Raw genomic sequence first — 26,464 nt, 5'->3', positions numbered from 1 at the left:
GGAAGCCGGCTGGCCGACTCCCGCGGTGCCAGGATCAGAGCTTTTTGTGCTGCTCGACCCACTGCGCGTAGGCGTTGATGAACTTCTCCAGGAACGGCTTGAGCGACTCGGACAGCTTGCCCGCCTCGTCGAAGGCCGAACCGGCGCCGCTCAGGTAGGCTTCCGGCTGCTGCATGCACGGTACATTGAGGAACACCAGGGACTGGCGCAGGTGATGGTTGGCGCCAAAACCGCCGATAGCGCCCGGGGATGCGCTGATCACCGCCCCCGGCTTGCCGTTCCAGGCGCTCTTGCCGTAGGGGCGCGACCCCACGTCGATGGCGTTTTTCATGGGTGCGGGAACCGAGCGGTTGTATTCCGGAGTGACGAACAGCACGGCATCGGCGGCGCTGACCTGCTCGCGGAACACCTTGTAGGCGGCCGGCGGATCCACATCGATGTCTTCGTTGTAGAGCGGCAGGTCGCCGATCTCGACAATCTGCAACCGCAGGTTGGCCGGCGCCAGTTCGGCCAGGGCCAGCGCCACTTTCCGGTTGATCGAGGCCTTTCTCAGGCTGCCAACCAGCACTGCAATCGTGTAGACGTTGCTCATAGTGAATCCCCGACTTCTGGTTAAGGAGGCTGATAGTTATAGATGATCCACCCTGCCCACAACCACCTGCCGCAGGAAATTTCGTGGGCTTTTCCAGGCTCCACGCCGCTGCACGCCAGTTGCAATCAGGACCGCGGACTATTTTTTTTCCGCCGCTAAACTTACTTCGCCCAGGCAGGGTCTACAGGACCGCAAATTGAGTGTTTTATCTCCAGAGGCTCTAAAGATGGCAGCAGTACTCGTCGGACAATTTCATGCCAGGGACGCGGAAGGCCGGGTCTATTCGGTGCATGAGTTCCAGGAATCCACCCCGTCGCCAGACGGCATCGCCGGCTCGGAGCCCGTTACCACCTATCGCCTGGCCATTGGCGACCGCGTCAACAAAATGGACGACAACCAGTTTCTCCTCGTGCAATCGGGCGTCACCCTCATTCGCGAACCCGAGACCATCCTTCCTTCATAACGTGCCGTTATGAGCAGAAGTCATATGCGCGGACATGAGTTAGGATTCAGTGTGAATCCCTCACCGGCTGGACATGGACTTCAAGCATGCGTTTACGTCATATCGAAGTGATTCAGGCGCTCCTGCAAACCGGACACCTGGGCACGGCCGCCGAGCTGCTGCAACTGCCGGTGGCCGAGGTGGAAACGATCCTGCGCGACGCCGAAAGCCAATCGGGTTTCATGCTCTTCGCCAGTGTCCGCGGACGCCTGCAAGCCACCCGGGAGGCCCGCGAGCTACAGCCGGCGATCGCCACCCTGTATGACGCCTTCGAACCCGTGCAACGCCTGGCCGACAGCCTGAAGCAATACCAGGCGCCGCCCTTGCGCATCATCGGCACCCCGCCCCTGGCCCAGCAACTGTTGCCACAGAGCATCGCCGCCCTGCGCCGGCGTTTTCCCGACACCCCGTGCAACCTCGCCAGCCAGGGCACCCGCGACATGGTCAAGAGCCTGTTGCTGCGCGAAGGCGACCTGGGCCTGAGCCTGCACAACCCCGATCACCCCGATATCCAGTGCGTCGCCCTGGCCCAGGGCAAGCTGCAACTGCTGGCCCCGCACGGCTGGCTGCAACCGAAGCAGAAGTACATTTCCCTGCAGGACCTGGCGGGCCAGGCCATGGTCGGTCTGGAAGGCCAGGACCCGCTGAGCGTGGCCCTGGACAGCAAGCTGCAGAACCTGCGCCCCAGCCCGACTATCCACACCCGGGTACAGACCCACCAGATGATGCGCAGCATGGTCGAGGCCGGCGAAGGCCTGGCGATTGTTGACCCCTTCACCGCACTGGGCGCGCGCGAGGGCGGCCTGGACGTCTGCCCGCTGTCGCCACCGATCCCGGTCACCCTCTATGCCCTGACCCGCAGCGGCACCCCCTCCTCGCCCACCCTGGAGGCGCTGCTGGAAACCCTGACGGAAAAGGCTGAAGGCATGCTGGCCGGCTAGACCCCGGTTTCCCGCGCCAGCTCGTCGTTGAACAGCCGATACCAGAAAATCGCCACCTCGGCGGTGGTCGGATCGATCCCGCGGTAACGCAGATGATCGATGCCGCCGACCACATAACCGCAGCGCTCGTACAAGCGGCAGGCCCCCAGGTTGTTGTTCTGGGTCTCGAGCATGATGCCCGGCAGTTTTTTCTTGCGACTCCAGAACTGCGCCACATCCAGCAAAGCCTTGGCCACCCCGTGGCGCCGCGCCGGCGCGTGCACCGCCAGCTCGTCGATATGGGCGTAACCGTTCCAGTTGGTGCTGACCACCACATGGCCGACCGGCTCGTCGTCCAGGTAGGCCATGAACACCGCGCTGTCGGCGGCGTCGCGATAGCTGCTGAATTCTTCGGGGTCGATGCCGTAGCACTTGCGGTACGGGGTGATGTGATGCAGCGGCCACTTGGCCACCACCTGCTCGCTCTGTGCCTGGGCATAGGCGCTGACCTCGAAGCTGAAGTCGCTGCCCCAGACATACGCGGCGAAACCGTCGTCGGCGACACGTACCGACAGGCCGGGGTACTTGGGGTTGATCATTGGCTGCATAGCGGGAAACGTCCTCAAACCTTGATGCAATCGACGGTGTACTGCCGCCCATTGCCTTCGTCTTCATGCTGCAATCCATGCACATCCGCGACAAAGCCGGGAAAGCTGCTATCGAACGTACGGGCGAAAGCCAGGTAATCGATGATCGAGCGGGTCGACTCGGTGAAGCGCTCGCCCGGCATGATCAGCGGAATACCCGGCGGGTATGGCACCAGCATCACCGCCGCCACCCGCCCGGCGAGGGCATCGATGGAGACCGCCTCGACCTCGCCCCGCACCAACTGATCGTAGGCGTCGGCGGGCTTCATCGCCACCTCCGGCAGCACGGTGTACATGCGCTTGAGGTGCTTGGCCGTGGCATTGCTGCGGTAGCAGGCATGCAACTGATCGCAGAGGTCGCGCAGGCCCATGCCCTGGTAGCGCGCCATGTCTTGCTGGGCGATGCTCGGCAGGCAGGCGGCGAGGCTGACATTGGCGTCGTAGTTGCGCTTGAACTCCAGCAGTTCGGTCAGCAGCGTGCTCCACTTGCCTTTGGTGATGCCCATGGAAAACAGCACCAGGAACGAATACAGGCCGGTCTTTTCCACCACCAGGCCGCGCTCCCAGAGAAACTTGCTGACCACCGCCGCCGGTATCCCGCGCTCGCTCAGGGCACCGCCAGCGGTGAGCCCGGGCATCACCAGGGTGACCTTGATCGGGTCCAGCAGCACATAGTCGTCGGTCACCCCGGCGAACCCGTGCCACTCGCCTTCCGGCTCCAGCAGCCAGTCCGCGGTGCTGACCTGGTCGATGCCTTCTACCCGCTCCGGCTGCCAGATGGAAAACCACCAGTCGTCCGCGGCGATGTGCTGGCGCAGGTTGGCCAGGGCCCGGCGGAAGCTCAGGGCCTCGTCGAACATTTCCTGCAGCAGCGAACGCCCCGCCGGCCCTTCCATCATCGCCGAGGCCACGTCCAGCGAGGCGATGATGCTGTACTGCGGCGAGGTGGAGATGTGCATCATGAAGGCTTCGTTGAAGCGGTCGCGATCCAGCTGCCGGGCGCCGCCGTCCTGCACATGGATCATCGAGGCCTGGCTGAAGGCCGCCAGCAGCTTGTGGGTGGAATGGGTGGTGAACACCAGCGGGCTGTCGGCGCTGCGCGAGGTGCCCATGCCGTAGCGCTCCTCGAAGAACTCATGGAAGGCCGCGTAGGCGTACCAGGCCTCGTCGAAATGCAGCACCTCGACGCTGTTGCCCAGGCTCTGCTTGATCAGCTCGGCGTTGTAGCAGAGGCCGTCGTAGGTCGAGTTGGTGACCACCGCCAGCTTGACCTTGGCCGGCCGGCCCCGGGTCAGCGGGTTGGCGTCGATCTTGGCCTGGATCGACTCGCGGCTGAATTCGCTCAGCGGGATCGGGCCGATGATCCCCAGCTCATTGCGCTCCGGACAGAGGAACAGCGGGATCGCGCCGGTCATGATGATCGAGTGCAGCACCGACTTGTGGCAGTTGCGATCCACCAGCACCAGGTCATCGCGACCGACCATGGAATGCCAGACGATCTTGTTGGCGGTCGAGGTGCCGTTGATCACGAAAAAGGTGTGGTCGGCGCCGAAATTGCGCGCCGCCCGCGCCTCGGCTTCCGCCAGGGGCCCGGTGTGATCGAGCAGCGAGCCCAGCTCCGGGACCGACACCGACAGGTCCGAACGCAAGGTGTTCTCGCCGAAGAACTGATGGAACGCCTGGCCTACCGGGCTCTTGCGATAGGCCACGCCACCGCCGTGCCCCGGGGTGTGCCAGGAATAATTGGAGTCGGCCGTGTGCTGCACCAGCGCCTTGAAGAAAGGCGGCAACAGGCCATCGAGGTAATTGCGCGCCGCCCGCGCCACCTGCCGCGCCAGAAACGGCACGGTGTCTTCGAACAGGTAAAGAATGCCGCGCAGCTGATTGAGCTCGCTCATGGCGTCGGCCGGGGCGTTTTCCAGGGTCACCTGCTCGCCCAGGGCAAAGATCGGCAGGTTCGGCGCGCGCACCCGGGCCAGGCGGATCAGTTCCACCATGTTCTGCAGCAGGTGGGTGTTTTCCCCGGCGCCTTCGGCGGCGATCAGCATGCAGGCCAGGCCGTGATGGGTCGAGGCCACCAGGCGCCCTTCGGCATAGTCCACCGCGGAAAAGATACTGAAGCCTTCCTGCTCCAGCTCCCTGGCGATCCCCCGTACCCGGTCGCCGGCGACGGTGTCGGCCTTGATGTCGCGATGCACGATAAGGACGGGGAATTTCAGGTCTTTGTACATGGCACCAGGCATCCTGAGGCGGCGGACAAGGGCCCGCCAATCATCTCAGGGTAGAAGCTCGGGGGCCGGCGCGTAACCCCGTCAACGACCTCCTGTAACAAAAGGTCGCCCACGAACAACTACTGTTGCTGGGCCTTGGCTTCGGCCAGCTGGGTCCAGAGCGCCGGGGCCCCGGCAGATTTGGCGATGATCTCGAGACGCACCTGGTGCTCGGCCAGTTCGGCTTCGCTGGCGCGAATGACCCGCCCACGCTGGCGATCCGCCGACAGACGCCGGATTTCGCTGGCGCGGTTGCCCGAACCTTCGCTGCCGTTACCGTCCGAGGCGTTGCCGGCCAGGGACAGGCTGGTCTGGCCGCCGGTCATGGTCAGGTAGACGTCGGCGAGAATCTCCGAGTCGAGCAAGGCGCCGTGCAGTTCACGGCCGGAGTTGTCGACGTCATAGCGCTTGCACAAGGCATCGAGGCTGTTGCGCTGGCCGGGGTGACGTTCCCGGGCCATCAACAGGGTGTCGAGGATGGTGCAGTGCTGGGTGATGTCGGCGCGGTCGTGCTGGCCCATCAGGGCGAATTCGTTGTTGATGAAGCCAACGTCGAACGCCGCGTTGTGGATGATCAGCTGCGCGCCCTGGATGAACTCGAAGAACTCGTCGGCGACTTCGGCGAAGCGCGGCTTGCCCACCAGGAACTCGTTGGTGATGCCGTGGACGCCGATCGCGCCCTCGTCGCTCTCGCGATCCGGTTGCAGGTAGACGTGGAAATGCCGACCGGTCAGGCGCCGTCCGATCAACTCGACGCAACCGATTTCAATGATCCGGTGGCCGTCGGTCACCGGCATGCCGGTGGTTTCGGTATCGAGTACAACAGATCTGTTGGCCATCAGGGGTCAGTTCTCAACGGTGGAAGTCTTTCAAGGCGCGGGATTTTAGCACGCTCTCGCGGCATGGCACGCATGGCGGATTCGCCTGGTCCCGCCGTGCGCAGTTTTTAACAATCATTCGCAAAGCTCATGCAGTTTGCCGCACAGGGGCTTGTTAGGGTGCGCGACGATATTTTTAGCGGACTCCACCCTGCCATGACTACCTGTAAAACCCGCCTGGCCTTTTTGTTTTGCACCTGCCTGTTCGCCGACATCGGCCAGGCCACCAGCCTGGTGATCAGCACCGATATCACCATGAGCCTGGCCTTGAGCACGACCGAAGGCAGTTCGAAAGCCACCAGTTCCTTCAAGGACGACAAACTGGTGCTCGCCGCCAGGACCGATGCCGCGGCCTTTGTCGCCAGCGCCGGCGAGATCCGCGGCGCCCAGCTGGAAGCAGCGATGCGGCATATTCGCCAGACGCTCGGCAACCCACAGTACTCCGACCTGCAACTGGCCAGCGCCATCCTCACCCTTTGATCGCCCCGGAACAGGGCCACTCATTCACCCCGAGCACCACGCGTTTGTTTAAATGAGCGCGGCCATTGCGCTACTGTACGGCCCACTCAGGCGGGCAGGGCTGGCACCCGGCCTTGCACTCATTTCCAGGAAACCGCCCTCCCATGCTCAAGACTCGACAGATGCTCCCACTGCTGTTGGCCGCGGCCTTCATCAGTGGCTGCTCTTCCCTGCCAGCAACGGAGCCCGACGCCGGGCAAGCCCCCTTGATCGTCGCCCATCGCGGCGGCGCCGCAGACTTTCCCGAGAACACCCTGCTGGCCATCGACAACGCCCTGCGCAACCGTGCAGACATGCTCTGGCTGACGGTGCAACTGAGCCGCGACGGCGTGCCGGTGCTGTACCGACCGGCGGACCTGAGCGCCAATACCCCGGCCTCCGGCGCGGTCAGCGAGAAACCCCTGGCGCAGTTGCAAACACTGAATGCCGGCTGGAACTTCAAGCAGACCGCGGCCGATGGCCAGGTGACATTTCCCTTTCGCTCCCAGGCGGTGAGCATCCCCTCGCTACAGCAGGCGCTGGCGGCGATCCCCGACGCCGTGCCGGTCATTCTCGACATGAAGGCCCTGCCCGCCGCGCCCCAGGCCCAGGCGGTCGCGCAGTTGCTGGAACAGCTGCACGCCTGGAACCGGGTGCTGATCTACTCCACCGATGCCAGCTACCAGCAGGCGTTCGCGCACTATCCGCAGGCGCGGCTGTTCGAGTCCCGGGACAACACCCGGGATCGCCTGGCGAGTGTCGCCCTGGCCCACAGCTGTACCACACCGCCGGCGCCAGCCAGCTGGGTGGCTTTCGAGTACCGGCGCCCGGTGCAGCTGGTCGAGACTTTCACCCTGGGTGAGGCCCGTTCGAAGGTGGATGCCCGGCTGTGGACGCCCGCGGCGGTGGATTGCTTCCAGTCCCGGGGCAAGGTGCGGATGCTGGCGATCGGGGTCAATACAGCCGAGGATTACCGAGCAGCCGCCTGCCTGAAGATGGACGCGGTGCTGGTGGATTCGCCCCGCGCGATGCGGGACATGAAGCAGCGGCTCGAACGGCCGCTGCGCTGCGACTGACTACCCGTTCAGGGCATCAGGCCTGTTTGTAACCGCGCACCTCGTCGACGCCGCGGTTGGCCAGTTGGTCGGCCCGTTCGTTGCCGTGGTGGCCGGTATGGCCGCGCACCCATTTCCAGGTGACCTGGTGGCGGTTGACCTGCTCATCGAGCTGCTGCCACAGGTCGGCATTTTTCACCGGCTCCTTGGCCGCGGTTTTCCAGCCGCGCTTTTTCCAGTTGGCCATCCACTCGTTGATGCCCTTCATCACGTACTGCGAGTCGGTGACCAGGATCACCTGGCACTCGCGCTTGAGCTCTTCCAGGCCGCGGATCGCCGCCATCAGCTCCATGCGGTTGTTGGTGGTGTTGGCTTCGCCGCCCCAGAGTTCCTTCTCCACGCCCTTGAACACCAGCAGTGCGCCCCAGCCCCCCGGGCCAGGATTGCCCTTGCAGGCGCCGTCGGTGAAGATTTCTACGCTATCGCTCATGCCAGACTTCCAATCGAAAATACCTGTGGCTTGCCGATCGTCGATCGACAACGCCCAAGCCGGGCAGGTTCGGCCCGGCTGAATTAAAGAGGGGGTTCGCTGTGCCGGCGGTTGACCTTGGCCATCGGCAGCGGCACCAGCTTGCCCATCGGCTCGCGGCGTACCTGGCGCACCGGGCGCAGGCCGACCACTATCTTGCGTGCCACCAGCAGGTAGAAGCCGCCGCCGGACAGTTGCCAGTCACCGGCCTTGCGCTCCCAGCCGGCCAACCGAGCCTGCCAGGCCGCCGAGGCAAGCGGCGGACGATAGCACCCGAAGCGGCGTTTCTCCAGCGCGAAGCCCAGCAGGTTCAACCAGTCGGCGACCCGCGACGGGGAAATGCAGCGCGCCTTGCGCAAGGCGTCATGGGCGAACACATGGCGCAGGCCCCAACTGCTCCAGGGATTGATACCGACGATCAACAGGTGCCCACCCGGTCGCACGGCGCTGGCGGCTTCGCGCAGCAGGCCGTGGGGCGACAGGCAGAAATCCAGGCCGTGCTGCAGCACCACCACATCGGCGGCGTGCTCGCTGAGCGGCCAGGCCTGCTCCTCGCAGACGATCTCGACGCCGGGCAGCGGCGCGCCCAGGCGTACATTGCGCTGCACCTGGGGCGCCGTCGGCGGGGTTTGCGCCGACGGGCCGTAATGCACCAGGTAGCCGCCGAAGAAACGCCCCAGCTCGTCGTCGAGCATGCGCCGTTCTTCATCCAGCAGAAATTGCCCCAGTGGCCCGGACAGCCACTCACGGGCGGCACTGATCAGGGCCAGCCAGTCAGGATCGGCCTGAGCGAACGCTTTATCGGTCATTGCATTCTCCAACCCGCCAAGAAGTTCTAAGATGCGCCAATGTTTTCCGCTTGGCGACTCCAACGATGATACAGATCAGTGCCCTGCCCGCGTTCACCGATAACTACATCTGGTTGTTACAGGACCATCGCCATCAGCGTTGCGCAGTGGTCGACCCGGGTGACGCCGCACCGGTACAGGCCTGGCTTGCCGAACATCCGGGCTGGGTGCTGAGCGATATCCTGGTGACCCATCACCACCACGACCATGTCGGCGGTGTCGAACAGCTGAAAAAAGCCAGCGGCGCCAAGGTCTGGGGCCCGGCCAACGAAAACATCCCGGGGCGCGACGTGGCCCTGCACGACAACGACCGCGCCAGCATCCTTGGCTGGGACTTCGACATCTACGCGGTGCCCGGGCATACCCTGGGGCATATTGCCTACTACCATCACGGCCTGCTGTTTTGCGGCGACACCCTGTTCGCCGCCGGGTGCGGGCGTCTGTTCGAGGGCACGCCGGAGCAGATGCACCATTCCCTGAGCCGCCTGGCCGCGCTGCCCGAAGACACCCTGGTGTACTGCACCCACGAATACACCCTGAGCAACCTGCGTTTTGCCCAGGCGGTGGAACCGGACAACCCGGACATCGCCGAGCGCCTGCGCAAAGTCAGCGAACTGCGGGAAAACGGCCGCATGACCCTGCCTTCCACCCTGGCCCTGGAAAAGCTCACCAATCCCTTCCTGCGTACCGGTGAAACATCCGTTAAACAAAAAGCGGACGAACGGAATGGCCTCGATAACCGGGCCCAGAGTGCGGTTTTTGCTGCCTTGCGGGCTTGGAAAGATAAGTTCTAAGCAGGCTGCGAGTTGGTACGAAAATTCTGAATGGTTGACCGCACCGGGTGCGCTTTCTAGAATCGCCCGACATTTTTGCCCGGAACTTACTTCCAGCCAATGTCGTCATCTATTCGTAAATCCATCAATTCAGACGCATTGACGCGGTTGGCTCAAGCCATCGCGGTGGCTGTGTCCGCCACCCTGGCGGGCTGCCAAAGCACGAGCCACGTCCCGCAAACCGACGCTTCGCACACCCAGAATTTCAACGCCCGCATCAAGCAGAAACCCATCTGGCTGAATGAAAAACCCAGCCCGCAATTGCCCCAGGACGTCTGGGAGCGCATGCGCGAAGGTTTCCAGTTGCAGGAAGGCATCGGCGTCAACCCGCGCATCGAACAGCAGCGCCTGTGGTTCGCCAGCAATCCATCGTTTCTCGAGAATGCCAGCGAACGCGGCAGCCTCTATATCCATTACATCGTCGAGCGCCTTGAAGAACGCAACATGCCGCTGGAGCTGGCCCTGCTGCCAGTGATCGAGAGCGCCTACAACCCGATGGCCTATTCCCGGGCCGACGCGGTGGGTCTGTGGCAGTTCATTCCGTCCACCGGTCGTTCCTTCAACCTGCGCCAGACCCGCTTCTATGATGGCCGTCGCGATATCACCGCCTCGACCACCGCGGCCATGGATTACCTGACCCGCCTGCACGACATGTTCAACGGCGACTGGCTGCTGGCCCTGGCGGCCTACAACGCCGGCGAAGGCACGGTCAGCCGGGCCATCGAGCGCAACGAGAAGCTCGGCCTGCCCACCGACTACTGGAACCTGCCGCTGCCGTCGGAAACCCAGGCCTACGTGCCCAAGCTGCTGGCCCTGTCCCAGGTGGTGCTGGCGCCCGAAGCCTATGGCGTCAACCTGAACCCGATCGCCAACGAACCCTACTTCCAGGTCGTCGAGATCAACCAGCGCATGGACCTGTCAAAGGTCGCCGCGGTGGCCAACATCGACGAGGACGAGCTGTTCCAGCTCAACCCGGCCTTCAAGCAGCGCACCACCATCGACGGTCCCCAGCATCTGCTGGTGCCGACGTCCAAGGCGCAACTGCTGAGCGCCAGCCTGTCGACCATGAAACCCGAAGAGCTGATCAGCCAGCGTTCGTTCAAGCCGGTGTTCGAGGGTGCCGACAGTCGCGAAATGGCCCAGGCCAAGCGCAACTACCGGGTCAAGCGTGGCGACAACCTGTCGCAGATCGCCAAGGCCAACAAGGTCGACGTCAAGGACCTGCAACGCTGGAACAAGCTGAGCGGCAAGCAGCTCAAGGTCGGCCAGACCCTGGTCATGCAGGACACCAGCAAAGCCAAGGGCAGCAGCAAGACCAGCGCCAAGGCTTCCGGCAAGAAGACCCTGGTCGCCAGCGCCGACAAGAAGTCGACCCAGTACAAGGTCAAGCAAGGCGATTCGCTGTACATGGTGGCCAAGCGCTTCAACGTCGAGATGCAACACCTCAAGCGCTGGAATCCCCGCGCCGGCCAGGCCCTCAAGCCAGGCCAGATGCTGACCGTCTACCTGCCTCACTGATCCTGTAGCCGCTGCCGCAGGCTGCGATAGGGCCGCAGGCCCTCCAGCGCCCGGAAGATCCCCGCGACCGTTCCGGTCGATCGCAGCCTTCGGCAGCGGCTACAGGGCTGTGCCAAGCCTTTAGAAATGGATACTCCACCGACGCTGTAGCCGCTGCCGCTAGGCTGCGATAGGGCCGCAGGCCCTCCTGCGCTCGGAAGATCCCTGCGACCGTACCGGTCGATCGCAGCCTTCGGCAGCGGCTACAGATTGCGGCGTATCCAGCGGCGGCAAGCAAATGTCGTGACCAGCCCGGGGCGGCCTTTTTCCTGTCGATACAAGCTGTTACTGTACGGAGCACAAAGCCCAAGCCGCCTGGATCGGATCTCTGACTTGATGCGTCCCCTCCTCCTGTCCCTAATCAGTCTGGCCTTGAGCTTTCCCGCAAGCGCAACGATCACTGAAAGTCATGGTTACGCGCAGTTCGGCACGCTCAAGTACCCCGCCAAGTTCACCCATTACGACTGGGTCAACCCCGCCGCGCCCAAAGGCGGGACCTTGCGGGTCATGGCGTTTGGCACCTTCGACACCCTCAACCCCTACACCTTCAAGGGCAGCAGCCCGGTTTCCACGCCCAACTTCCTGCAATACGGGGTCAACGAGCTGAACGAGCCGCTGATGGTCGGCACCGGCCAGTACGCGCCGTCCGGCGACGAGCCGACTTCCAGCTACGGCCTGATCGCCCGCTCCGTCGAATACAGCGAAGACCGCAGCTGGGTAGTGTTCAACCTGCGCCCCGAGGCGCGTTTCCACGACGGCCACCCGATCACCGCCTACGATGTGGCGTTTTCCTACCGGCTGCTGCTCAAGGAAGGCCACCCACAATACCGCACCAACCTGCAGGAAGTGCAGCGCGTGGACATCCTCGGCCCGCAGCGCATCCGCTTCGTGTTCAAGCGCTCCGGCAACCCGCTGCTGATCCTGCGCCTGGGCGAGTTGCCGGTGCTGCCGCAGCACTACTGGAAAGACCGCGACTTCAAGGCCACCACCTTCGAGCCGCCGCTGGGCAGCGGCCCCTACCGCATCACCCGGGTGCAACCGGGGCGCTCGCTGCTGTTCGAGCGGGTCAAGGACTATTGGGGCAAGGACCTGCCGGTCAATCGCGGCTTCAACAATTTCAACAAGGTCGCGGTGGAGTTCTACCGCGACAGCGACGTCGCCTTCGAAGCCTTCAAGGCCGGCGAGTTCGACATCTACATCGAGCACCAGGCAAAGAACTGGGCCAATGGCTACAACTTCCCCGCGGTCAATCGCGGCGACATCATCAAGGCCCAGGTGGCGCACCAGATCCCGACCCAGACCCAGGGCCTGTTCATGAACAGCCGCCGGGCGATCTTCGCCGACCGTAAGGTGCGCGAAGCCCTGGGCCTGATGTTCGACTTCGAGTGGACCAACCGCACCCTGTTCAGCGGCGCCTACAAGCGCGCGACCAGCTACTACCCCAACAGCGAGTTCTCCGCCACGGGCCTGCCGGTCGGCCATGAATGGCTGCTGCTCTCGCCCTACCGCGAGCAGTTGCCCGCCAGCCTGTTCACCCAGCCCTTCAGCCTGCCGCAGACCGATGGCCGCGGCATCCCGCGGGCGACTCTGCGCCAGGCCCTGGGCCTGCTCGCCGAAGCCGGCTGGAAGCTCAACGGCCAGCGCCTGCTCGACAGCAACGGGCAACCGCTGCGCTTCGAGCTGTTGCTGGTCAACCCGAACCTGGAACGGATCCTCCAGCCCTACGTCGAGAACCTGGCCAGCATCGGCATCGACGCACGCCTGCGCACCGTGGACCGGGCGCAGTACAAACAACGCCTGGACCAGTTCGATTTCGACATGATCCTCATGACCCTGAACCAGACCCTGAGCCCGGGCCTGGAGCAATGGCAGTACTTCCACTCCAGCCAGGTCGGGGTCAAGGGCAGCAAGAACTATGCAGGCATCGACAACCCCATCGTCGATCACCTGCTGGAACAATTGCTCGCCGCGCAGAGCCGCGACGAGCAACTGGCCGCCGGTCGGGCCCTGGATCGGGTGCTGCTGTGGCAGCACTACATCATCCCCAACTGGTACCTCAACTATCATCGCCTGGCGTACCGCAACCGGTTCGCCTTCGTCACCACGCCGCCCTACCAGCTGGGCCTGAGCGCCTGGTGGCTGAAGTCTCTGGAGAAAGCCCAATGATGCCCCTGCGTGCCCTGCTCCCGTGGGCCGGCGGCGTGCTGCTGACGGGAATCGCCTGCCTCGCCCAGGCCGCCCCGCAACACGCCCTGACCCTGTACAACGAACCGCCGAAGTACCCGGCGACCTTCAAGCACTTCGACTACGTCAACCCGGACGCACCCAAGGGCGGTACCTTCCGCGAGTCCGGTTTCGGCGGCTTCGACAGCCTCAACCCGTTCATCAACAAAGGCGTGCCGGCGGACAATATCGGCCTGATCTACGACACCCTGATGCGCCAGAGCCTGGACGAACCCTTCACCGAGTACGGCCTGATCGCCGGGCAGATCGAGAAGGCCCCGGACAACAGCTGGGTGCGCTTCTACCTGCGCCCCGAGGCGCGTTTCCACGACGGCCAGCCGATCCGCGCCGAAGATGTGGTGTTCAGCTTCCAGACCCTGATGAAGGCCGGCGCGCCGATGTACCGCGGCTACTACGCCGACGTCGACGACGTGATCGCCGAAGACCCGCTCAAGGTGCTGTTCAAGTTCAAGCACAAGAACAACCGCGAGCTGCCGCTGATTCTCGGGCAGCTGTCGATACTGCCCAAGCACTGGTGGGAGCACCGCGACTTTTCCAAGGGCAACCTGGAAATCCCCCTCGGCAGCGGCCCGTACAAGGTGGCCGAGGTCAAGGCCGGACGCTCGGTGCGCTATGAGCGGGTCAAGGACTACTGGGGCAAGGACCTGCCGATCAACCGCGGCCAGTTCAACTTCGACGTCATGGCCACCGACTATTTCCGCGACAACACCGTGGCCCTGGAAGCCCTCAAGGCCGGCCAGTTCGACTACTGGCTGGAAACCAGCGCGAAGAACTGGGCCAACGCCTACAACATCCCGGCCGTGAGCGAAGGCCGGCTGATCAAGGAACAGATCCCCAACGGCAACCCCACCGGCATGCAGGGCTTCGTCTACAACCTCCGCCGCCCGCTGTTCCAGGATGTGCGGGTGCGCAAGGCCCTGAGCCTGCTGCTGGACTTCGAGTGGACCAACAAACAACTGTTCAACGGTGCCTACACCCGCACCCGCAGCTACTTCGAGAACTCGGAAATGGCCGCCACCGGCCTGCCCGATGCCGACGAACTGCAGATCCTCGAACCGCTGCGCGGGAAGATTCCCGACCAGGTCTTCAGCGAAGCCTTCCAGCCCTCGGTGTGCGATGGCAGCGGCATGATCCGCGCCCAGCAGCGCCAGGCCTACCAGCTGTTGCAGGAAGCCGGCTGGCGCATCGTCGACGACAAGATGGTCGACGCCCAGGGCAAGCCGGTGGTGATCGAGTTCCTGCTGGCCCAGACCGAGTTCGAGCGCATATTGCTGCCGTTCAAGCGCAATCTCGCGGACCTCGGGATCGACCTGGTGATCCGCCGGGTCGACGTTTCCCAGTACATCAACCGCCTGCGCTCGCGGGACTTCGACATGGTGGTCGGCGGCTTCCCGCAATCGAGTTCGCCCGGCAACGAGCAGCGCGAATACTGGAAGTCCTCCAGCGCCGACAACCCCGGCAGCCGCAACTTCATCGGCCTCAAGGACCCGACCATCGATGCGCTGGTGGAAGACCTGATCAACGCCGACTCGCGCAAGAGCCTGGTGGCCCATGCCCGCGCCCTCGACCGGGTGCTGCAATGGGGCTACTACGTGATTCCCAACTGGCACATCAAGACCTGGCGCGTGGCCTACTGGGACCATATCGGCCACCCGAAGGTCTCGCCCAAATATGACATCGGCACCCAGACCTGGTGGATCAAGCCCGACGCCAAGCCGGCCGTGACCCCGGACACCCACTCGCAGGCCGCCCCCGCCGGCGTGGAGCAATAAGATGCTGGCCTACATTCTGCGGCGACTGCTGCTGATCATCCCTACCCTGTTCGGCATCCTGCTGATCAACTTCGTGATCATCCAGGCCGCGCCCGGCGGCCCGGTGGAACAGATGATCGCCAAGCTCGAGGGTTTCGAGGGCGCCACCAGCCGCATCGCCGGCGGCGGCGCCGAAGTCTCGGTGGCCGGCTCCAGCTACCGTGGCGCCCAGGGCCTGGACCCGGCCCTGGTCAAGGAAATCGAGAAGATGTACGGCTTCGACAAATCGGCGCCGGAACGCCTGTGGATCATGATCAAGAACTACGCCACCCTGGATTTCGGCGACAGCTTCTTCCGCGACGCCAAGGTGGTCGACCTGATCCGCGAGAAACTCCCGGTGTCCATTTCCCTGGGGCTGTGGAGCACCCTGATCATGTACCTGGTGTCGATCCCCCTGGGGATCGCCAAGGCCACCCGCCACGGCAGCCACTTCGACGTCTGGACCAGCTCGGCGATCATCGTCGGCTACGCGATCCCGGCGTTCCTGTTCGCCATCCTGCTGATCGTGATGTTCGCCGGCGGCAGTTATTTCGACTGGTTCCCGCTGCGCGGCCTGACCTCGAACAACTTCGACCAGTTGAGCTGGGGCGGCAAGATCCTCGACTACTTCTGGCACCTGACCCTGCCGGTGACCGCCCTGGTGATCGGCAACTTCGCCACCATGACCCTGCTGACCAAGAACAGCTTCCTCGACGAGATCAACAAGCAGTACGTGATCACTGCCAGGGCCAAGGGCCTGACCAAGCGCCGTGTGCTCTACGGCCATGTGTTCCGCAACGCCATGCTGCTGGTGATCGCCGGTTTCCCCTCGGCCTTCATCGGCATCTTCTTTACCGGATCCTTGCTGGTGGAGGTGATCTTCTCCCTCGACGGCCTGGGCCTGATGAGCTTCGAGGCGGCGATCAACCGCGACTATCCGGTGGTGTTCGGCACCCTGTTCATCTTCACCCTGCTGGGGCTGGTGGTGAAACTGATCGGCGATTTGACCTACACCCTGGTCGACCCACGCATCGACTTCGAAAGCCGGGAGCATTGAGATGAACCTGTCCCCCCTCAATCGTCGGCGCTTCGAACTGTTCAAGGCCAACAAGCGCGGCTGGTGGTCGCTGTGGCTGTTCCTGGTCCTGTTCGGCCTGAGCCTTGGCGCCGAGCTGATCGCCAACGACAAGCCGCTGGTGGTGCACTACGACGACGGCTGGTACTTCCCGGCGCTCAAGCGTTACCCGGAAACCACCTTCGGCGGCGAGTTCCCCCTGGAGGCCAACTACAAGAGCCCGTACATCCGCGAGCTGCTGGCGGCCAAGGACGCCTGGGTGCTGTGGGCGCCGATCCCGTTCAGCTACCAGAGCATCAACTACGACCTGAAGGTCCCCGCCCCCGCGCCGCCCTCGGCGGACAACCTGCTGGGCACCGACGACCAGGGCCGCGACGTGCTGGCGCGGGTGATCTATGGCTTCCGGGTCTCGGTGCTGTTCGCCCTGACCCTGACCATCCTCAGCTCGATCATCGGTGTCATCGCCGGAGCGCTGCAGGGCTTCTATGGCGGCTGGGTCGACCTGGCCGGGCAGCGCTTCCTAGAGATCTGGTCCGGGCTGCCGGTGCTGTACCTGCTGATCATCCTTGCCAGTTTCGTGCAGCCGAACTTCTGGTGGCTGCTGGGGATCATGCTGCTGTTCTCCTGGATGAGCCTGGTGGACGTGGTGCGCGCCGAGTTCCTGCGCGGGCGCAACCTGGAATACGTGCGCGCCGCCCGCGCCCTGGGCATGCAGAACGGCGCCATCATGTTCCGCCACATCCTGCCCAACGCCATGGTCTCGACCATGACCTTCATGCCCTTCATCCTCACCGGCGCCATCGGCACCCTGACCGCCCTCGACTTCCTCGGTTTCGGCCTGCCACCCGGCGCGCCGTCCCTGGGCGAACTGGTGGCCCAGGGCAAATCCAACCTGCAGGCGCCGTGGCTGGGCATCAGTGCCTTTGCCGTGCTGGCGATCATGTTGAGCCTGCTGGTATTCATCGGCGAGTCCGCTCGCGATGCCTTCGACCCGAGGAAATGAGATGAATCAGGACAATCTGATCGAAGTCCGCGACCTCGCCGTCGAATTTGTCGTCGGCGAGCACAAGCAACGGGTGGTCGAGGGCATCAGCTTCGACATCAAGCGCGGCGAAACCCTGGCCCTGGTGGGCGAAAGCGGCTCCGGCAAATCGGTGACCGCGCACTCGATCCTGCGCCTGCTGCCCTACCCGCTGGCCCGCCATCCGTCCGGCACTATCCACTACGCCGGCCAGGATCTGCTGACCCAGAAAGAGAAGACCATCCGCCATATCCGCGGTAACCGCATCGCCATGATCTTCCAGGAGCCCATGACCTCGCTCAACCCGCTGCACAGCATCGAGAAGCAGATCAACGAGGTGCTGGGCCTGCACAAGGGCCTGACCGGCAAGGTCGCGACCCAGCGCACCCTGGAGCTGCTGGATCTGGTGGGCATCCCCGAGCCGCACAAGCGCCTCAAGGCCCTGCCCCATGAGCTGTCCGGCGGCCAGCGGCAACGGGTGATGATCGCCATGGCCCTGGCCAACGAGCCGGAGCTGCTGATCGCCGACGAGCCGACCACCGCCCTCGACGTCACCGTGCAGTTGAAGATCCTCGAACTGCTCAAGGAGTTGCAGGCGCGCCTGGGGATGGCCTTGCTGCTGATCAGCCACGACCTCAACCTGGTCCGGCGCATCGCCCACCGCGTCTGCGTGATGCAGCGCGGCTGCATTGTCGAGCAGGCGCCCTGCGAAGAGCTGTTCCGCGCGCCGCAGCATCCCTACACCCGCGAACTGCTGGCGGCCGAGCCCAGCGGCAAGCCGGCGACCAATGTGGTCGGCCCGCCGCTGTTGCAGGTCGAGGACCTGAAGGTCTGGTTCCCGATCAAGAAAGGCCTGCTGCGCCACACCGTCGACCATGTGAAGGCGGTGGATGGCATCAACTTCAGCCTGCCCCAGGGCCAGACCCTGGGCATCGTCGGCGAAAGCGGCTCGGGCAAGTCCACCCTGGGCCTGGCGATCCTGCGGCTGATCGCCAGCAAGGGCGCCATCCGCTTCGAAGGCAAGCAGCTGGACGGCCTTTCGCAGCAGCAGGTGCGGCCGTTGCGCCGGGAGATGCAGGTGGTGTTCCAGGACCCTTTCGGCAGCCTCAGCCCGCGCATGTGCGTGAGCCAGATCGTCGGCGAAGGCCTGCGCATCCACAAGATCGGCACCGCCGCCGAGCAGGAACAGGCAATCATCGAGGCGCTCAAGGAAGTCGGCCTGGACCCGGAAACCCGGCATCGCTACCCGCACGAGTTCTCCGGTGGCCAGCGCCAGCGCATCGCCATCGCCCGCGCCCTGGTACTCAAGCCGGCGCTGATCCTGCTGGACGAGCCGACCTCGGCCCTCGACCGCACCGTACAGCGCCAGGTGGTGGAACTGCTGCGCAAGCTGCAGGCCAAGTACAACCTGACCTACCTGTTCATCAGCCACGACCTGGCGGTGGTCAAGGCCCTGAGCCACCAGTTGATGGTGGTCAAGCATGGCCAGGTGGTGGAACAGGGCGACGCGCAAGATATCTTCGCCGCGCCGCAGCATCCCTACACCCGGCAGTTGCTCGAAGCCGCGTTCCTGGTGCCGGCCGCCGAGTGACAACCGGCCAATAAAAAACCGCCTGAGGGCGGTTTTTTTATTGGCTGGACTTTCTCTCCGTCCAGCCCACACAGCGGGTTGGATCAGCGGCTAGTCCTTTATCTGCGGCCCGAGGCCCGGCCTGCTCATGGTCTTGTCGGCTTCCGCCAGCAAGGTTTCCACATCGGCCGGCTGGGCCGGATCGAACTCGATCTGGCCGATGCTGAAACAGATGTCGTAAATGCACTGCTGGGTGGCGGTGCGCTCGTCGAGGATGGCCTGCAGGCGAGCGATGATCGCCAGTTTTTCCACCCGTTCCGAGCCGGTCAGCAGTACCGCGAAACGCTGGTACTCCAGATGCCCGACCACGTCGCTTTCGCGAAAGGCGATACGCAGGCCGTCGGCGAAGGTCTTGAGCGCCGCCTCGCCTTCTTCCGCCCCGTAAGCGCGGGCGATGCGGTAGATATCGTCGAGGTCGAACAGCAGCAAGGTCGCCGGGCAGTTGAGGTCCTTGCAGGCCTGCAACGCATCGCCGGCCAGCACCGCAAAGCCGTGGGGGTTGGGCAGCAGGGTCAGTTTATCGAGGTTGGCTACCTGCACCGCGGCCAGCTCCTGCTCGGCCCGGCGGTTCTGATCGCGCAACAGTTGCCGGGACGGGTCGTCCGCCTCCGGGGATGGCACCTGGTCCGGTGCCTGGACAGGCTTGTCTGGGGAAAACATCGCACACTCCATTGGCGGGTAACTCCTATAGAGCTTAGTTGCCAGGGCCTGCGACTGCCCGCAACCAGCCCTCCCAGGGTGCCCCTGGCGTCAACTTCCGACCGCCGGACAGGGTCCGCCCGCCTCGGCCCAGAGTTTGAACTGGCTGACGAAGATGTCGTGGGGCACCGGGACCGGCGCGCGGTTGCCACCGGGGTTCCAGCCCCAGAGCACCAGCTTGTCTTCGCTGACATGCTTGATCAGCGCGGCAAAGTCGCGGTCGCCGTTGCTGGCCTTGTCCTTGATCATCTGGCACAGGCGGTCGGCCGGCAGGCCGATCCAGGCCATCTTGTGCGCCGCCGGCGGCAGGCTCCAGTGCGGCGCCCCCGGCGGCATGTGCGGGCCATAGCTGGCCGGCGGGTTGCTTTCGCCATGGCAGGTAGAGCACGGCAGCCCCGCCGCGCCCTTGCCGTCCAGGCCACGGACCACGGCCATGGCGTGGGGCGTGCCGGCGTCGAACTGCAAGGGCGCATCCCCGGGAATATGGCAATTCTGGCAGCGCGGGCTCTGGAACACCTTCTGCACCGTCGCGAACGCCGCCAGCGCCGGTTCATCGGCGGCGAACAGGTCCGAGGCATAACCGCCCAGGCCGACCAGGATCAGCGAACCGAGGAACAGGTGGCGTTTCATCTCACACCCCCGCCAGTTGCAACGGCAGCTCGCGCAGCCGCTGGCCGGTCAGGGCGAACACCGCGTTGGCCACCGCCGGCGCCGTGGGCGGCACGCCCGTCTCGCCGATACCGCCGGGCTTGTCGGTACTGGCGACTATATGCACCTCGACCTGGGGCATCTCGTTCAGGCGCAACACCTGGAAGTCGTGATAGTTGGACTGCACCACCCGGCCGTCCTTGAAGGAAATGCGGCTGTGCAGGGCCATGCCCAGGCCGAAGGTGATGCCCGACTCCATCTGCGCGACGATGCTTTGCGGGTTCACCGCGATGCCGCAATCCACCGCGCAGACCACCCGGTGCACGCGAATCTGCTCGGCCTCCAGGGACACCTCGACCACCTGCGCCACGTAACTGCCGAAGGACTCGTGCACCGCCACGCCCAAGGCATGGCCGTTGGGCATGGGCTTGCCCCAGCCGGCCTTCTCCACCGCCAGGTTGAGCACGCCCAGGTGCCGCGGGTGATCCTTGAGCAGGATGCGGCGGTATTCCACCGGGTCCTTGCCTATCGCGTCGGCCATCTCGTCGATCAGCGACTCGACGACGAACGCGGTGTGGGTATGGCCCACGGAGCGCATCCACAGCACGGTGATGCCGGTCATCGGCGAATGCAGGTCGACCCGGTGGTTCGGCGTGCCCTTCAGGTAAGGCCCGTCCGCCAGGCCCTCGACCGAAGTGTTGTCGATGCCGTTCTTGACGAAGCTGGCCTCGAACGAGGTGCCGGCCATGATCGACTGCCCCACCAGCACATGCTGCCAGGCCAGCGGCAGGCCCTGGGCGTCCAGGCCGACCTGTGCCTGGTGCAGGAACGCTGAACGGAAGTAGCCGCCGCGCACATCGTCTTCCCGCGACCAGACGGTTTTCACCGGGGCTGCGGCGGCCTTGGCCACCTCCACCGCTTCGCTGACGAAGTCCGAGGTCGGGTTGGCCCGGCGGCCGAAACCGCCACCCAGAAATTGCGTATGGATCTGTACCTGCTCCGGCTTGAGCCCGGTGATCTTCGACGCGACCATCTGGTCCAGGGTCTGGAACTGGGTGCCGGTCCAGATCTCGCACTTGTCGGCGCCGATGCGCACCGTGCAGTTGAGCGGCTCCATCGGCGCATGGGCCAGGTACGGCACGCTGTATTCGGCCTTGATCACCTGCGCCGCCTTGGCCATGCTCCCGGCCGCATCGCCGGCCTCGGCGACCTTGGTCCCGGGGGTCAGCGCCAGCTTGCGAAAGCTCTGCATCAGGCTTTCGCTGCTCATGTTGGCGTTCGGCCCCAGGTCCCATTCGGCCTTGAGCGCATCGCGCCCCTGCTTGGCCGCCCAGTAATGCTCGGCGACCACCGCCACGCCCGTGGGCACCTGGAGCACCTTGATCACCCCAGGCACCGCCAGCGCCGCCTGGGGATCGAACGACTTGAGCGTGCCGCCGAACACTGGCGAACGCAGGACCACGGCGGTCAGCAGGCCGTCGAAATACATGTCCATGCCGAATTGCGCGCGGCCGGTGATTTTCTCCGGCGTATCCAGGCGCTTGGTCGGCTTGCCGATCAGCCGCCAGTCCTTGGCCTCCTTCAAGTGCAGCGAGGCCGGGTCCGGCACCGGCAGTTGCCCGGCGTCGTTGGCCAGGTCGCCGTAGCTCAGGCGCTGGTCACCGGCCACCACCCAGCCCTGCTCGGTGTGCAGGGTCGAGGGTGCTACTTGCAGGCGCTTGGCCGCGGCTTCGATCAGCATCTGGCGCGCTGCGGCGCCGGCCTGGCGATAGCGGTCGAACTCCATCCAGGTCGAGGTCGAACCGCCGGTGATCTGCATCCCGCCGAACGCCGGCAAGCCATACACCGCGGCGGCCGGCGCGTGCTCGACGCGGATCTTCGACCAGTCGGCATCCAGCTCCTCGGCGATCAGCATCGACAGCCCGGTCCAGATGCCCTGGCCCATTTCCGAATGGCCGAGCACCACGGTGACCATGCCGTCCGGAGCGATGCGCAAGAACGCATTGGGCACGAATTCTTCGCTCGCCGCCCGGGCAAAACGATTGGCCCCTGGGATGACGAACGCCACCACCAGGCCACCGCCGAGCAGCGCACCCCCTTTGAGAAATCCACGACGCGACGCAGTGATCATGCCTTGTCCCTCTTAATGCCGACTCAGCCGATTTCGGCGGCGCGTTTGACCGCCGCGCGGATCCGTGGGTAGGTGCCACAGCGGCAGATATTGCCGGACAGCGCCTGGTCGATATCGCTGTCGGTGGGCGACGGGATCTTCGCCAGCAAGGCCGCGGCCGACATAATCTGCCCCGACTGGCAGTAACCGCACTGCACCACGTCCAGCTCGGCCCAGGCGCGCTGCACCGGGTGCGAGCCGTCCGTCGACAGGCCTTCGATGGTGAGGATTTTCTGCCCGTTGGCCACCGCCGCGGCCGGGGTCACGCAGGAACGCAGCGGCGCGCCGTCGACATGCACGGTGCAGGCGCCGCATTGCGCCATGCCGCAGCCGAACTTGGTGCCGGTCAGGTGCGCCACATCGCGCAGCACCCAGAGCAGCGGCATGTCCGCGGGCACCTCGAGCTGCTGGTCCTTGCCATTGATATTGAGTGTCAACATGCACAATTCCTCAGGCCGAGGGGGACAGGATTCACGGGATCCTGGAGCGGCGTCGCTGTGGCCGAAGGCCTACGCGCGCCGCGAGGTTTTCCATACAGCTAAGCGCAGTTTGCCGAACAGGCCGGATTCTGCGACCGCCGGTCACGCCCAACCGGCCTGGACGGGGCGGCCGGGCGATGAGTGCAACATCAGAAATCGGTGGAGGCCGACAGCGCCCGCCAGGTCGCGGTTTCCTGCTCGACGTAGGCGTTCTTCGCCGCGATGGCGCCCAGGGTGTCGGTGCCCAGGGGCAGGCGCAGCGGCGGTTGCTCGGCTTCGACCAGGGCGATCAGCGCCTGCGCCAGCTTGTCCGGATCGCCCGGCTGCTGCTGGTTATAGGCCTTGGCCTGCTGGCGTACCTGGCCAACGGTGGTCGTGTAGTCGGCGATCGAGGCCGGCGACTCCAGCAACGAATTGCCATCGAGGAAGTCGGTGCGGAAGTAGCCCGGCTCGACCACCGTGACCTTCACGCCCAAAGGCGCCAGCTCGCTGTGCAGGGCCTCGCTCAAACCTTCGACGGCGAACTTGGTCGAGCAGTAGACCCCGTAGCCCGGCCCCGACTGATAGCCGCCGATCGACGAGATATTGATCACATGACCGCTGCGGGCGGCGCGCATGTGCGGCAGCACCCCGCGGGTGACATTGAGCAGGCCGAACACGTTGGTTTCATAGACCCGGCGGATCTCGTCGCCGCTGGCCTCCTCCACCGCGCCGAGCAGGCCGAAACCGGCGTTGTTGACCAGCACGTCGATGCGGCCGAAATGCTCGACGGCCATCTGCGCCACGTCGCGGGCCTGGGCCTCGTCGGTGACATCCAGTTGCGCCGCCAGCAGGCCCGGCTGCGCGCCGAAACGCTCGCTGAGCGACTGGGCATTGCGCGCGGTGGCCACCACCGCATCGCCGTGGGCCAGGGCTGCGGCGGTGATTTTCGCGCCGATGCCACGGGAAGCCCCGGTGATCAGCCAGACACGTTTGAAAGGGGTTTGAGCAGTCATGATCAGTACCTTGTAAGGAGTGGGTGAGCACAAGGTACGCAGGAACATTGGTGAGAAAAATGGCTCCGTGCTACAAGCACTATGAACGTGTCTTTCATAATGGCCTTGCAATGAACCAGGACCCTTTCGACGGCCTGACCGAGTTTCTCGCCGTCGCCGAACACAAGAGCTTCACCCTCGCCGCCAGCCAGCTGGGGGTGACCCCGACCGCCGTGAGCCATGCGGTAAAGACCCTGGAGCGGCGTACCGGGGTGCTGCTGTTCCAGCGCACCACCCGCCGCGTGGCCCTGACGGAAGCCGGCAGCAGCCTGTTCATCCGCCTGCGCCCGGCCGCCAGTGAAATCGGCGACGCCCTGGCGGTGCTGGGCAGCTATCGCGACCGGCCGATGGGCACCCTGCGCCTGACCGCGCCACGGCTGTCCGGCAAGCTGCTGATCGAACCCCTGATCTCGCGCTATCGCGCGGCCTATCCCGACGTCCGGCTGGAGATTTCCCTGGACGATGCCGCGGTCGACCTGGTCAGCGAGGGCTTCGATGCCGGTATCCGCCTGGGCGAGTCGATCGAAAAGGACATGGTCGCCGTGCGCCTGACCCCGGACCTGCAATGGTCGGTGGTGGGCTCCCCGGACTATTTCGCCCGGGCCGGCAGGCCGCAGACCCCGGAAGAACTGACCCGGCACCAGGGCATCGGCTTTCGCTTCCTCACCTCGGGCACGACCCATCGCTGGGAGTTCCGGCGCAACGGGCGGGATTTCACCGTCGGCGTCGAGGGTCCGCTGGTGGTCAACGATCGGCACTTGCTGGTCGCCATGGCGCGGGGCGGACAGGGGCTGGCCTACGCCTGCGACTTCGAGGTGGCCGACGACCTGGCCAGCGGGCGCCTGGAGTCTGTGCTGCAACCGTTCGTCCCGCTGAGTTCGGGCCTGTACCTGTACTTTCCCAGCCGCACCCAGAGCCAGCCGAAACTGCGCGCCTTCATCGACATGGCCAACGCCTGGGTCGCCGAGCAAGGGCGGCGATCCTGAGCCGGATGCGCCGGCTCGATACCGCTCCTCGCCCGGCTGCGCTTTGTCGATCTACGGCAGTCCCGGCCGCCCCCGGGCTGGCTACGCTTGCTCAAGCGTGGACCATCCGCCGAGGAGAACCGTCATGTCGCTCATTCATCGCATCACCCCCTGCCTGTGGTTCGACCATCAGGCCGAAGCCGCCGCCCAGTTCTACTGTTCGGTCTTCGAGCACTCGCGCATCACCGCCCTCACCCACTACGGCAAGGCCGGCTTCGAGTTCCACGGTCGCCCGGAAGGCTCGGTGATGACCGTGTCCTTCGAACTCGATGGCCAGACCTTCACCGGCCTCAACGGCGGCCCGGTGTTCCAGTTCAACGAAGCGGTTTCGCTGCAGGTCAACTGCCAGAACCAGGGCGAAATCGATCATTTCTGGAGCGCCCTGTCCTACGGCGGCGATCCCCAGGCCCAGCAGTGCGGCTGGCTCAAGGACAAGTTCGGATTGTCCTGGCAGATCGTGCCCTGCGCGCTGAACCACTGGATGACCGACCCCGACACGGCCAAGTCGCAGCGGGTGATGCAGGCCCTGCTGCAGATGAAAAAACTCGATATCGCCGCGCTGGAGCGAGCCTTCGCCGGCGAGACCTAATACACTCGCAGGCCGACGCTTGCCGATGGGATGCCTTTGATGAAGCCGAGCTTGAGCCCCAGCCTCGATACCGCCCCGCAGTTCTGGCGCGATGCGGCGCTGCCCTTTATCGAGGCCCGCTCGATCGCCGACGGGCGCAAGGTCTGTTACGCCCGGCATGCCCACGAACATTTCTCCATCGGCGCCATCACCGCCGGGCACAGCACCTACCTGCACGAGCAAGCGCGGTTTCGCATCAGCGCCGGCACCGTGGTGCTGATGAACCCCGGCGAAGTGCACGCCTGCAACCCGATCGACGACCAGCCCTGGTCGTATCTCATGCTCTATGTCGACACCCCCTGGCTGACCGACCTGCAGCATCAGCTGGGGTTCAGCCAGGACCAGGGCTTTCGCGCCTTTTCCACGCCCCACAGCGATGACCCCGAGCTCTATGCCGGGCTCAACCGCCTGTATGAAGTACTGGTGGACGAACAGGCCGAAGTCCTGCAAAAACACAGCGCCGCGGTGGCGTTTTTCAGCGACCTGCAACAACGCCTGAACCCGGCCAGCCGGCCACCGCGCGAAAGCAACCAGAAGCTGCAACGGGCCGCCGACTACATTCGCCAACACTGCACCCGCTCGCTGAAGCTGGAGGAAATCTGCCAGGCCGCCGAGCTGTCGCCGTCCTACCTGATCCGCGCCTTCAAGCAGCATTACGGCATGACGCCCCACGCCTTCGTGGTCAACCAGCGGGTGCAGTTCGCCCAAAGCCGGCTGCGTGACGGCGAGCCGATCGCCGACGTGGCCCTGGAAGCCGGCTTCGCCGACCAGGCGCATTTCCAGCGCGCCTTCAAGCAGCACCTGGCGGCGACGCCGGGGCAATATCGCGGGTGATGCGTCGCCCCCGGTGGCCCTCATCGCGAGCAAGCTCGCTCCTACAGAACATGAATCC

At 64.8% G+C, this 26,464-nt stretch carries 25 protein-coding genes and 1 pseudogene; 15 read left to right on the top strand and 11 right to left on the bottom strand.

Annotated features, from left to right (window positions below):
- Window positions 1-34 precede the first annotated feature (34 nt).
- Window positions 35-592, bottom strand: a complete 558-nt coding sequence (locus PVZ80_RS14495; protein ID WP_009048715.1) for an NADPH-dependent FMN reductase — start codon at window positions 590-592, stop codon at window positions 35-37.
- Window positions 593-818: 226 nt separating this feature from the next.
- Between PVZ80_RS14495 and PVZ80_RS14490 the strand changes: the two genes are divergently transcribed.
- The gene (locus tag PVZ80_RS14490) at window positions 819-1,055 is read left to right on the top strand and encodes a hypothetical protein (RefSeq protein WP_009048714.1); all 237 of its coding nucleotides are present in this window, start codon (window positions 819-821) and stop codon (window positions 1,053-1,055) included.
- A gap of 86 nt (window positions 1,056-1,141) precedes the next feature.
- Entirely contained in the window at window positions 1,142-2,035 is an 894-nt protein-coding gene (locus PVZ80_RS14485) for a LysR substrate-binding domain-containing protein (protein WP_016704653.1), read from the top strand.
- On the opposite strand, the gene PVZ80_RS14480 is transcribed toward PVZ80_RS14485, so the two are convergent.
- The 3 genes from PVZ80_RS14480 to dnaQ all read right to left on the bottom strand — a co-directional run bounded on the left by PVZ80_RS14480 (window position 2,032) and on the right by dnaQ (window position 5,770).
- Window positions 2,032-2,622 (bottom strand): GNAT family N-acetyltransferase, encoded by a 591-nt coding sequence (locus tag PVZ80_RS14480; RefSeq protein WP_041988995.1) that lies wholly within the window; start codon window positions 2,620-2,622, stop codon window positions 2,032-2,034. The two genes, PVZ80_RS14485 and PVZ80_RS14480, sit on opposite strands and share 4 nt — an antisense overlap.
- Before the next feature lie 14 nt (window positions 2,623-2,636).
- Complete coding sequence (locus tag PVZ80_RS14475) at window positions 2,637-4,892, bottom strand: Orn/Lys/Arg decarboxylase N-terminal domain-containing protein (RefSeq protein WP_124344989.1); 2,256 nt, start codon at window positions 4,890-4,892, stop codon at window positions 2,637-2,639.
- Between the two features lie 119 nt (window positions 4,893-5,011).
- Window positions 5,012-5,770 carry a DNA polymerase III subunit epsilon gene (dnaQ, locus tag PVZ80_RS14470; RefSeq protein ID WP_009048710.1) on the bottom strand — a complete coding sequence of 253 codons (759 nt, stop codon included), beginning with the start codon at window positions 5,768-5,770 and terminating at the stop codon, window positions 5,012-5,014.
- A gap of 195 nt (window positions 5,771-5,965) precedes the next feature.
- Here dnaQ and PVZ80_RS14465 point away from each other — a divergent pair, with 195 nt between their 5' ends.
- From PVZ80_RS14465 to PVZ80_RS14460, 3 genes and pseudogenes are all read left to right on the top strand, one after another.
- A complete protein-coding gene (locus tag PVZ80_RS14465) occupies window positions 5,966-6,289 on the top strand; it encodes a DUF2388 domain-containing protein (protein WP_038579500.1) in 324 nt (107 codons plus the stop codon).
- Window positions 6,255-6,341: pseudogene (locus tag PVZ80_RS33990) on the top strand (hypothetical protein); the annotation flags it as partial. The gene PVZ80_RS14465 and the pseudogene PVZ80_RS33990, both read left to right, overlap by 35 nt.
- 91 nt (window positions 6,342-6,432) lie before the next feature.
- Complete coding sequence (locus tag PVZ80_RS14460; protein WP_124303868.1) at window positions 6,433-7,383, top strand: glycerophosphodiester phosphodiesterase family protein; 951 nt, start codon at window positions 6,433-6,435, stop codon at window positions 7,381-7,383.
- Window positions 7,384-7,399: 16 nt separating this feature from the next.
- Here the strand turns inward: PVZ80_RS14460 and rnhA are convergent, their stop codons facing one another.
- The gene (rnhA, locus tag PVZ80_RS14455) at window positions 7,400-7,852 is read right to left on the bottom strand and encodes a ribonuclease HI (RefSeq protein ID WP_009048707.1); all 453 of its coding nucleotides are present in this window, start codon (window positions 7,850-7,852) and stop codon (window positions 7,400-7,402) included.
- An 83-nt stretch (window positions 7,853-7,935) separates the two neighbouring features.
- Entirely contained in the window at window positions 7,936-8,700 is a 765-nt protein-coding gene (locus PVZ80_RS14450; protein ID WP_009048706.1) for a class I SAM-dependent methyltransferase, read from the bottom strand.
- Window positions 8,701-8,765: 65 nt separating this feature from the next.
- Here PVZ80_RS14450 and gloB point away from each other — a divergent pair, with 65 nt between their 5' ends.
- The 7 genes from gloB (at window position 8,766) to PVZ80_RS14415 (ending at window position 18,850) form a co-directional block, all read left to right on the top strand.
- A complete protein-coding gene (gloB, locus tag PVZ80_RS14445) occupies window positions 8,766-9,533 on the top strand; it encodes a hydroxyacylglutathione hydrolase (RefSeq protein ID WP_016704649.1) in 768 nt (255 codons plus the stop codon).
- 99 nt (window positions 9,534-9,632) lie between these two features.
- Window positions 9,633-11,090 (top strand): transglycosylase SLT domain-containing protein, encoded by a 1,458-nt coding sequence (locus PVZ80_RS14440; RefSeq protein ID WP_028682275.1) that lies wholly within the window; start codon window positions 9,633-9,635, stop codon window positions 11,088-11,090.
- A gap of 375 nt (window positions 11,091-11,465) precedes the next feature.
- Complete coding sequence (locus PVZ80_RS14435; protein WP_038632054.1) at window positions 11,466-13,295, top strand: extracellular solute-binding protein; 1,830 nt, start codon at window positions 11,466-11,468, stop codon at window positions 13,293-13,295.
- A complete protein-coding gene (locus tag PVZ80_RS14430; protein WP_038632052.1) occupies window positions 13,292-15,145 on the top strand; it encodes an extracellular solute-binding protein in 1,854 nt (617 codons plus the stop codon). The genes PVZ80_RS14435 and PVZ80_RS14430 overlap by 4 nt, the downstream gene beginning before the upstream one ends.
- Window position 15,146: 1 nt before the next feature.
- A complete protein-coding gene (locus PVZ80_RS14425; RefSeq protein WP_009048701.1) occupies window positions 15,147-16,220 on the top strand; it encodes a microcin C ABC transporter permease YejB in 1,074 nt (357 codons plus the stop codon).
- 1 nt (window position 16,221) lies between these two features.
- Window positions 16,222-17,241, top strand: a complete 1,020-nt coding sequence (locus PVZ80_RS14420; protein WP_009048700.1) for an ABC transporter permease — start codon at window positions 16,222-16,224, stop codon at window positions 17,239-17,241.
- Between the two features lies 1 nt (window position 17,242).
- Window positions 17,243-18,850, top strand: coding sequence for an ABC transporter ATP-binding protein (locus PVZ80_RS14415; protein ID WP_028682278.1), 1,608 nt, complete (start codon window positions 17,243-17,245; stop codon window positions 18,848-18,850).
- 90 nt (window positions 18,851-18,940) lie between these two features.
- On the opposite strand, the gene PVZ80_RS14410 is transcribed toward PVZ80_RS14415, so the two are convergent.
- The 5 genes from PVZ80_RS14410 to PVZ80_RS14390 all read right to left on the bottom strand — a co-directional run bounded on the left by PVZ80_RS14410 (window position 18,941) and on the right by PVZ80_RS14390 (window position 23,880).
- Window positions 18,941-19,549 carry a GGDEF domain-containing protein gene (locus PVZ80_RS14410; protein ID WP_041988985.1) on the bottom strand — a complete coding sequence of 203 codons (609 nt, stop codon included), beginning with the start codon at window positions 19,547-19,549 and terminating at the stop codon, window positions 18,941-18,943.
- A gap of 90 nt (window positions 19,550-19,639) precedes the next feature.
- Window positions 19,640-20,218, bottom strand: a complete 579-nt coding sequence (locus PVZ80_RS14405; RefSeq protein ID WP_124303866.1) for a hypothetical protein — start codon at window positions 20,216-20,218, stop codon at window positions 19,640-19,642.
- Between the two features lies 1 nt (window position 20,219).
- Window positions 20,220-22,367: a xanthine dehydrogenase family protein molybdopterin-binding subunit gene (locus PVZ80_RS14400; RefSeq protein ID WP_124303864.1), complete on the bottom strand. Its 2,148-nt coding sequence runs from the start codon at window positions 22,365-22,367 to the stop codon at window positions 20,220-20,222.
- 23 nt (window positions 22,368-22,390) lie between these two features.
- Complete coding sequence (locus PVZ80_RS14395) at window positions 22,391-22,846, bottom strand: (2Fe-2S)-binding protein (protein WP_009048695.1); 456 nt, start codon at window positions 22,844-22,846, stop codon at window positions 22,391-22,393.
- A gap of 188 nt (window positions 22,847-23,034) precedes the next feature.
- Window positions 23,035-23,880, bottom strand: coding sequence for an oxidoreductase (locus tag PVZ80_RS14390; RefSeq protein ID WP_124303862.1), 846 nt, complete (start codon window positions 23,878-23,880; stop codon window positions 23,035-23,037).
- 110 nt (window positions 23,881-23,990) lie between these two features.
- Between PVZ80_RS14390 and PVZ80_RS14385 the strand changes: the two genes are divergently transcribed.
- From PVZ80_RS14385 to PVZ80_RS14375, 3 genes are all read left to right on the top strand, one after another.
- Entirely contained in the window at window positions 23,991-24,905 is a 915-nt protein-coding gene (locus tag PVZ80_RS14385; RefSeq protein WP_273864101.1) for a LysR family transcriptional regulator, read from the top strand.
- 124 nt (window positions 24,906-25,029) lie between these two features.
- Window positions 25,030-25,533, top strand: a complete 504-nt coding sequence (locus PVZ80_RS14380) for a VOC family protein (RefSeq protein ID WP_023966168.1) — start codon at window positions 25,030-25,032, stop codon at window positions 25,531-25,533.
- 39 nt (window positions 25,534-25,572) lie between these two features.
- Window positions 25,573-26,406: an AraC family transcriptional regulator gene (locus tag PVZ80_RS14375; protein WP_124315004.1), complete on the top strand. Its 834-nt coding sequence runs from the start codon at window positions 25,573-25,575 to the stop codon at window positions 26,404-26,406.
- The last annotated feature ends 58 nt before the right edge of the window (window positions 26,407-26,464 follow it).

The organism is Pseudomonas sp. B3G-3 (assembly GCF_028640915.1).
Taxonomy (GTDB): Bacteria; Pseudomonadota; Gammaproteobacteria; order Pseudomonadales; family Pseudomonadaceae; genus Aquipseudomonas; species Aquipseudomonas chlororaphis_I.
The sequence above is the reverse complement of the archived record's forward strand: the minus strand, read 5'-3'. Positions and strand labels throughout refer to the sequence as shown.

Coding starts and splice junctions, on each gene's coding strand:
- PVZ80_RS14475 (WP_124344989.1), bottom strand. CDS start 4,892: ATGTACAAAGACCTGAAATTCCCCGTCCTTATCGTGCATCGCGACATC.
- PVZ80_RS14485 (WP_016704653.1), top strand. CDS start 1,142: ATGCGTTTACGTCATATCGAAGTGATTCAGGCGCTCCTGCAAACCGGA.
- PVZ80_RS14420 (WP_009048700.1), top strand. CDS start 16,222: ATGAACCTGTCCCCCCTCAATCGTCGGCGCTTCGAACTGTTCAAGGCC.
- PVZ80_RS14395 (WP_009048695.1), bottom strand. CDS start 22,846: ATGTTGACACTCAATATCAATGGCAAGGACCAGCAGCTCGAGGTGCCC.
- PVZ80_RS14490 (WP_009048714.1), top strand. CDS start 819: ATGGCAGCAGTACTCGTCGGACAATTTCATGCCAGGGACGCGGAAGGC.
- PVZ80_RS14390 (WP_124303862.1), bottom strand. CDS start 23,880: ATGACTGCTCAAACCCCTTTCAAACGTGTCTGGCTGATCACCGGGGCT.
- PVZ80_RS14425 (WP_009048701.1), top strand. CDS start 15,147: ATGCTGGCCTACATTCTGCGGCGACTGCTGCTGATCATCCCTACCCTG.
- PVZ80_RS14435 (WP_038632054.1), top strand. CDS start 11,466: ATGCGTCCCCTCCTCCTGTCCCTAATCAGTCTGGCCTTGAGCTTTCCC.
- PVZ80_RS14480 (WP_041988995.1), bottom strand. CDS start 2,622: ATGCAGCCAATGATCAACCCCAAGTACCCCGGCCTGTCGGTACGTGTC.
- PVZ80_RS14415 (WP_028682278.1), top strand. CDS start 17,243: ATGAATCAGGACAATCTGATCGAAGTCCGCGACCTCGCCGTCGAATTT.
- PVZ80_RS14410 (WP_041988985.1), bottom strand. CDS start 19,549: ATGTTTTCCCCAGACAAGCCTGTCCAGGCACCGGACCAGGTGCCATCC.
- PVZ80_RS14430 (WP_038632052.1), top strand. CDS start 13,292: ATGATGCCCCTGCGTGCCCTGCTCCCGTGGGCCGGCGGCGTGCTGCTG.
- gloB (WP_016704649.1), top strand. CDS start 8,766: ATGATACAGATCAGTGCCCTGCCCGCGTTCACCGATAACTACATCTGG.
- PVZ80_RS14375 (WP_124315004.1), top strand. CDS start 25,573: ATGAAGCCGAGCTTGAGCCCCAGCCTCGATACCGCCCCGCAGTTCTGG.
- PVZ80_RS14440 (WP_028682275.1), top strand. CDS start 9,633: ATGTCGTCATCTATTCGTAAATCCATCAATTCAGACGCATTGACGCGG.
- PVZ80_RS14450 (WP_009048706.1), bottom strand. CDS start 8,700: ATGACCGATAAAGCGTTCGCTCAGGCCGATCCTGACTGGCTGGCCCTG.
- PVZ80_RS14465 (WP_038579500.1), top strand. CDS start 5,966: ATGACTACCTGTAAAACCCGCCTGGCCTTTTTGTTTTGCACCTGCCTG.
- rnhA (WP_009048707.1), bottom strand. CDS start 7,852: ATGAGCGATAGCGTAGAAATCTTCACCGACGGCGCCTGCAAGGGCAAT.
- PVZ80_RS14460 (WP_124303868.1), top strand. CDS start 6,433: ATGCTCAAGACTCGACAGATGCTCCCACTGCTGTTGGCCGCGGCCTTC.
- dnaQ (WP_009048710.1), bottom strand. CDS start 5,770: ATGGCCAACAGATCTGTTGTACTCGATACCGAAACCACCGGCATGCCG.
- PVZ80_RS14405 (WP_124303866.1), bottom strand. CDS start 20,218: ATGAAACGCCACCTGTTCCTCGGTTCGCTGATCCTGGTCGGCCTGGGC.
- PVZ80_RS14400 (WP_124303864.1), bottom strand. CDS start 22,367: ATGATCACTGCGTCGCGTCGTGGATTTCTCAAAGGGGGTGCGCTGCTC.
- PVZ80_RS14380 (WP_023966168.1), top strand. CDS start 25,030: ATGTCGCTCATTCATCGCATCACCCCCTGCCTGTGGTTCGACCATCAG.
- PVZ80_RS14495 (WP_009048715.1), bottom strand. CDS start 592: ATGAGCAACGTCTACACGATTGCAGTGCTGGTTGGCAGCCTGAGAAAG.
- PVZ80_RS14385 (WP_273864101.1), top strand. CDS start 23,991: ATGAACCAGGACCCTTTCGACGGCCTGACCGAGTTTCTCGCCGTCGCC.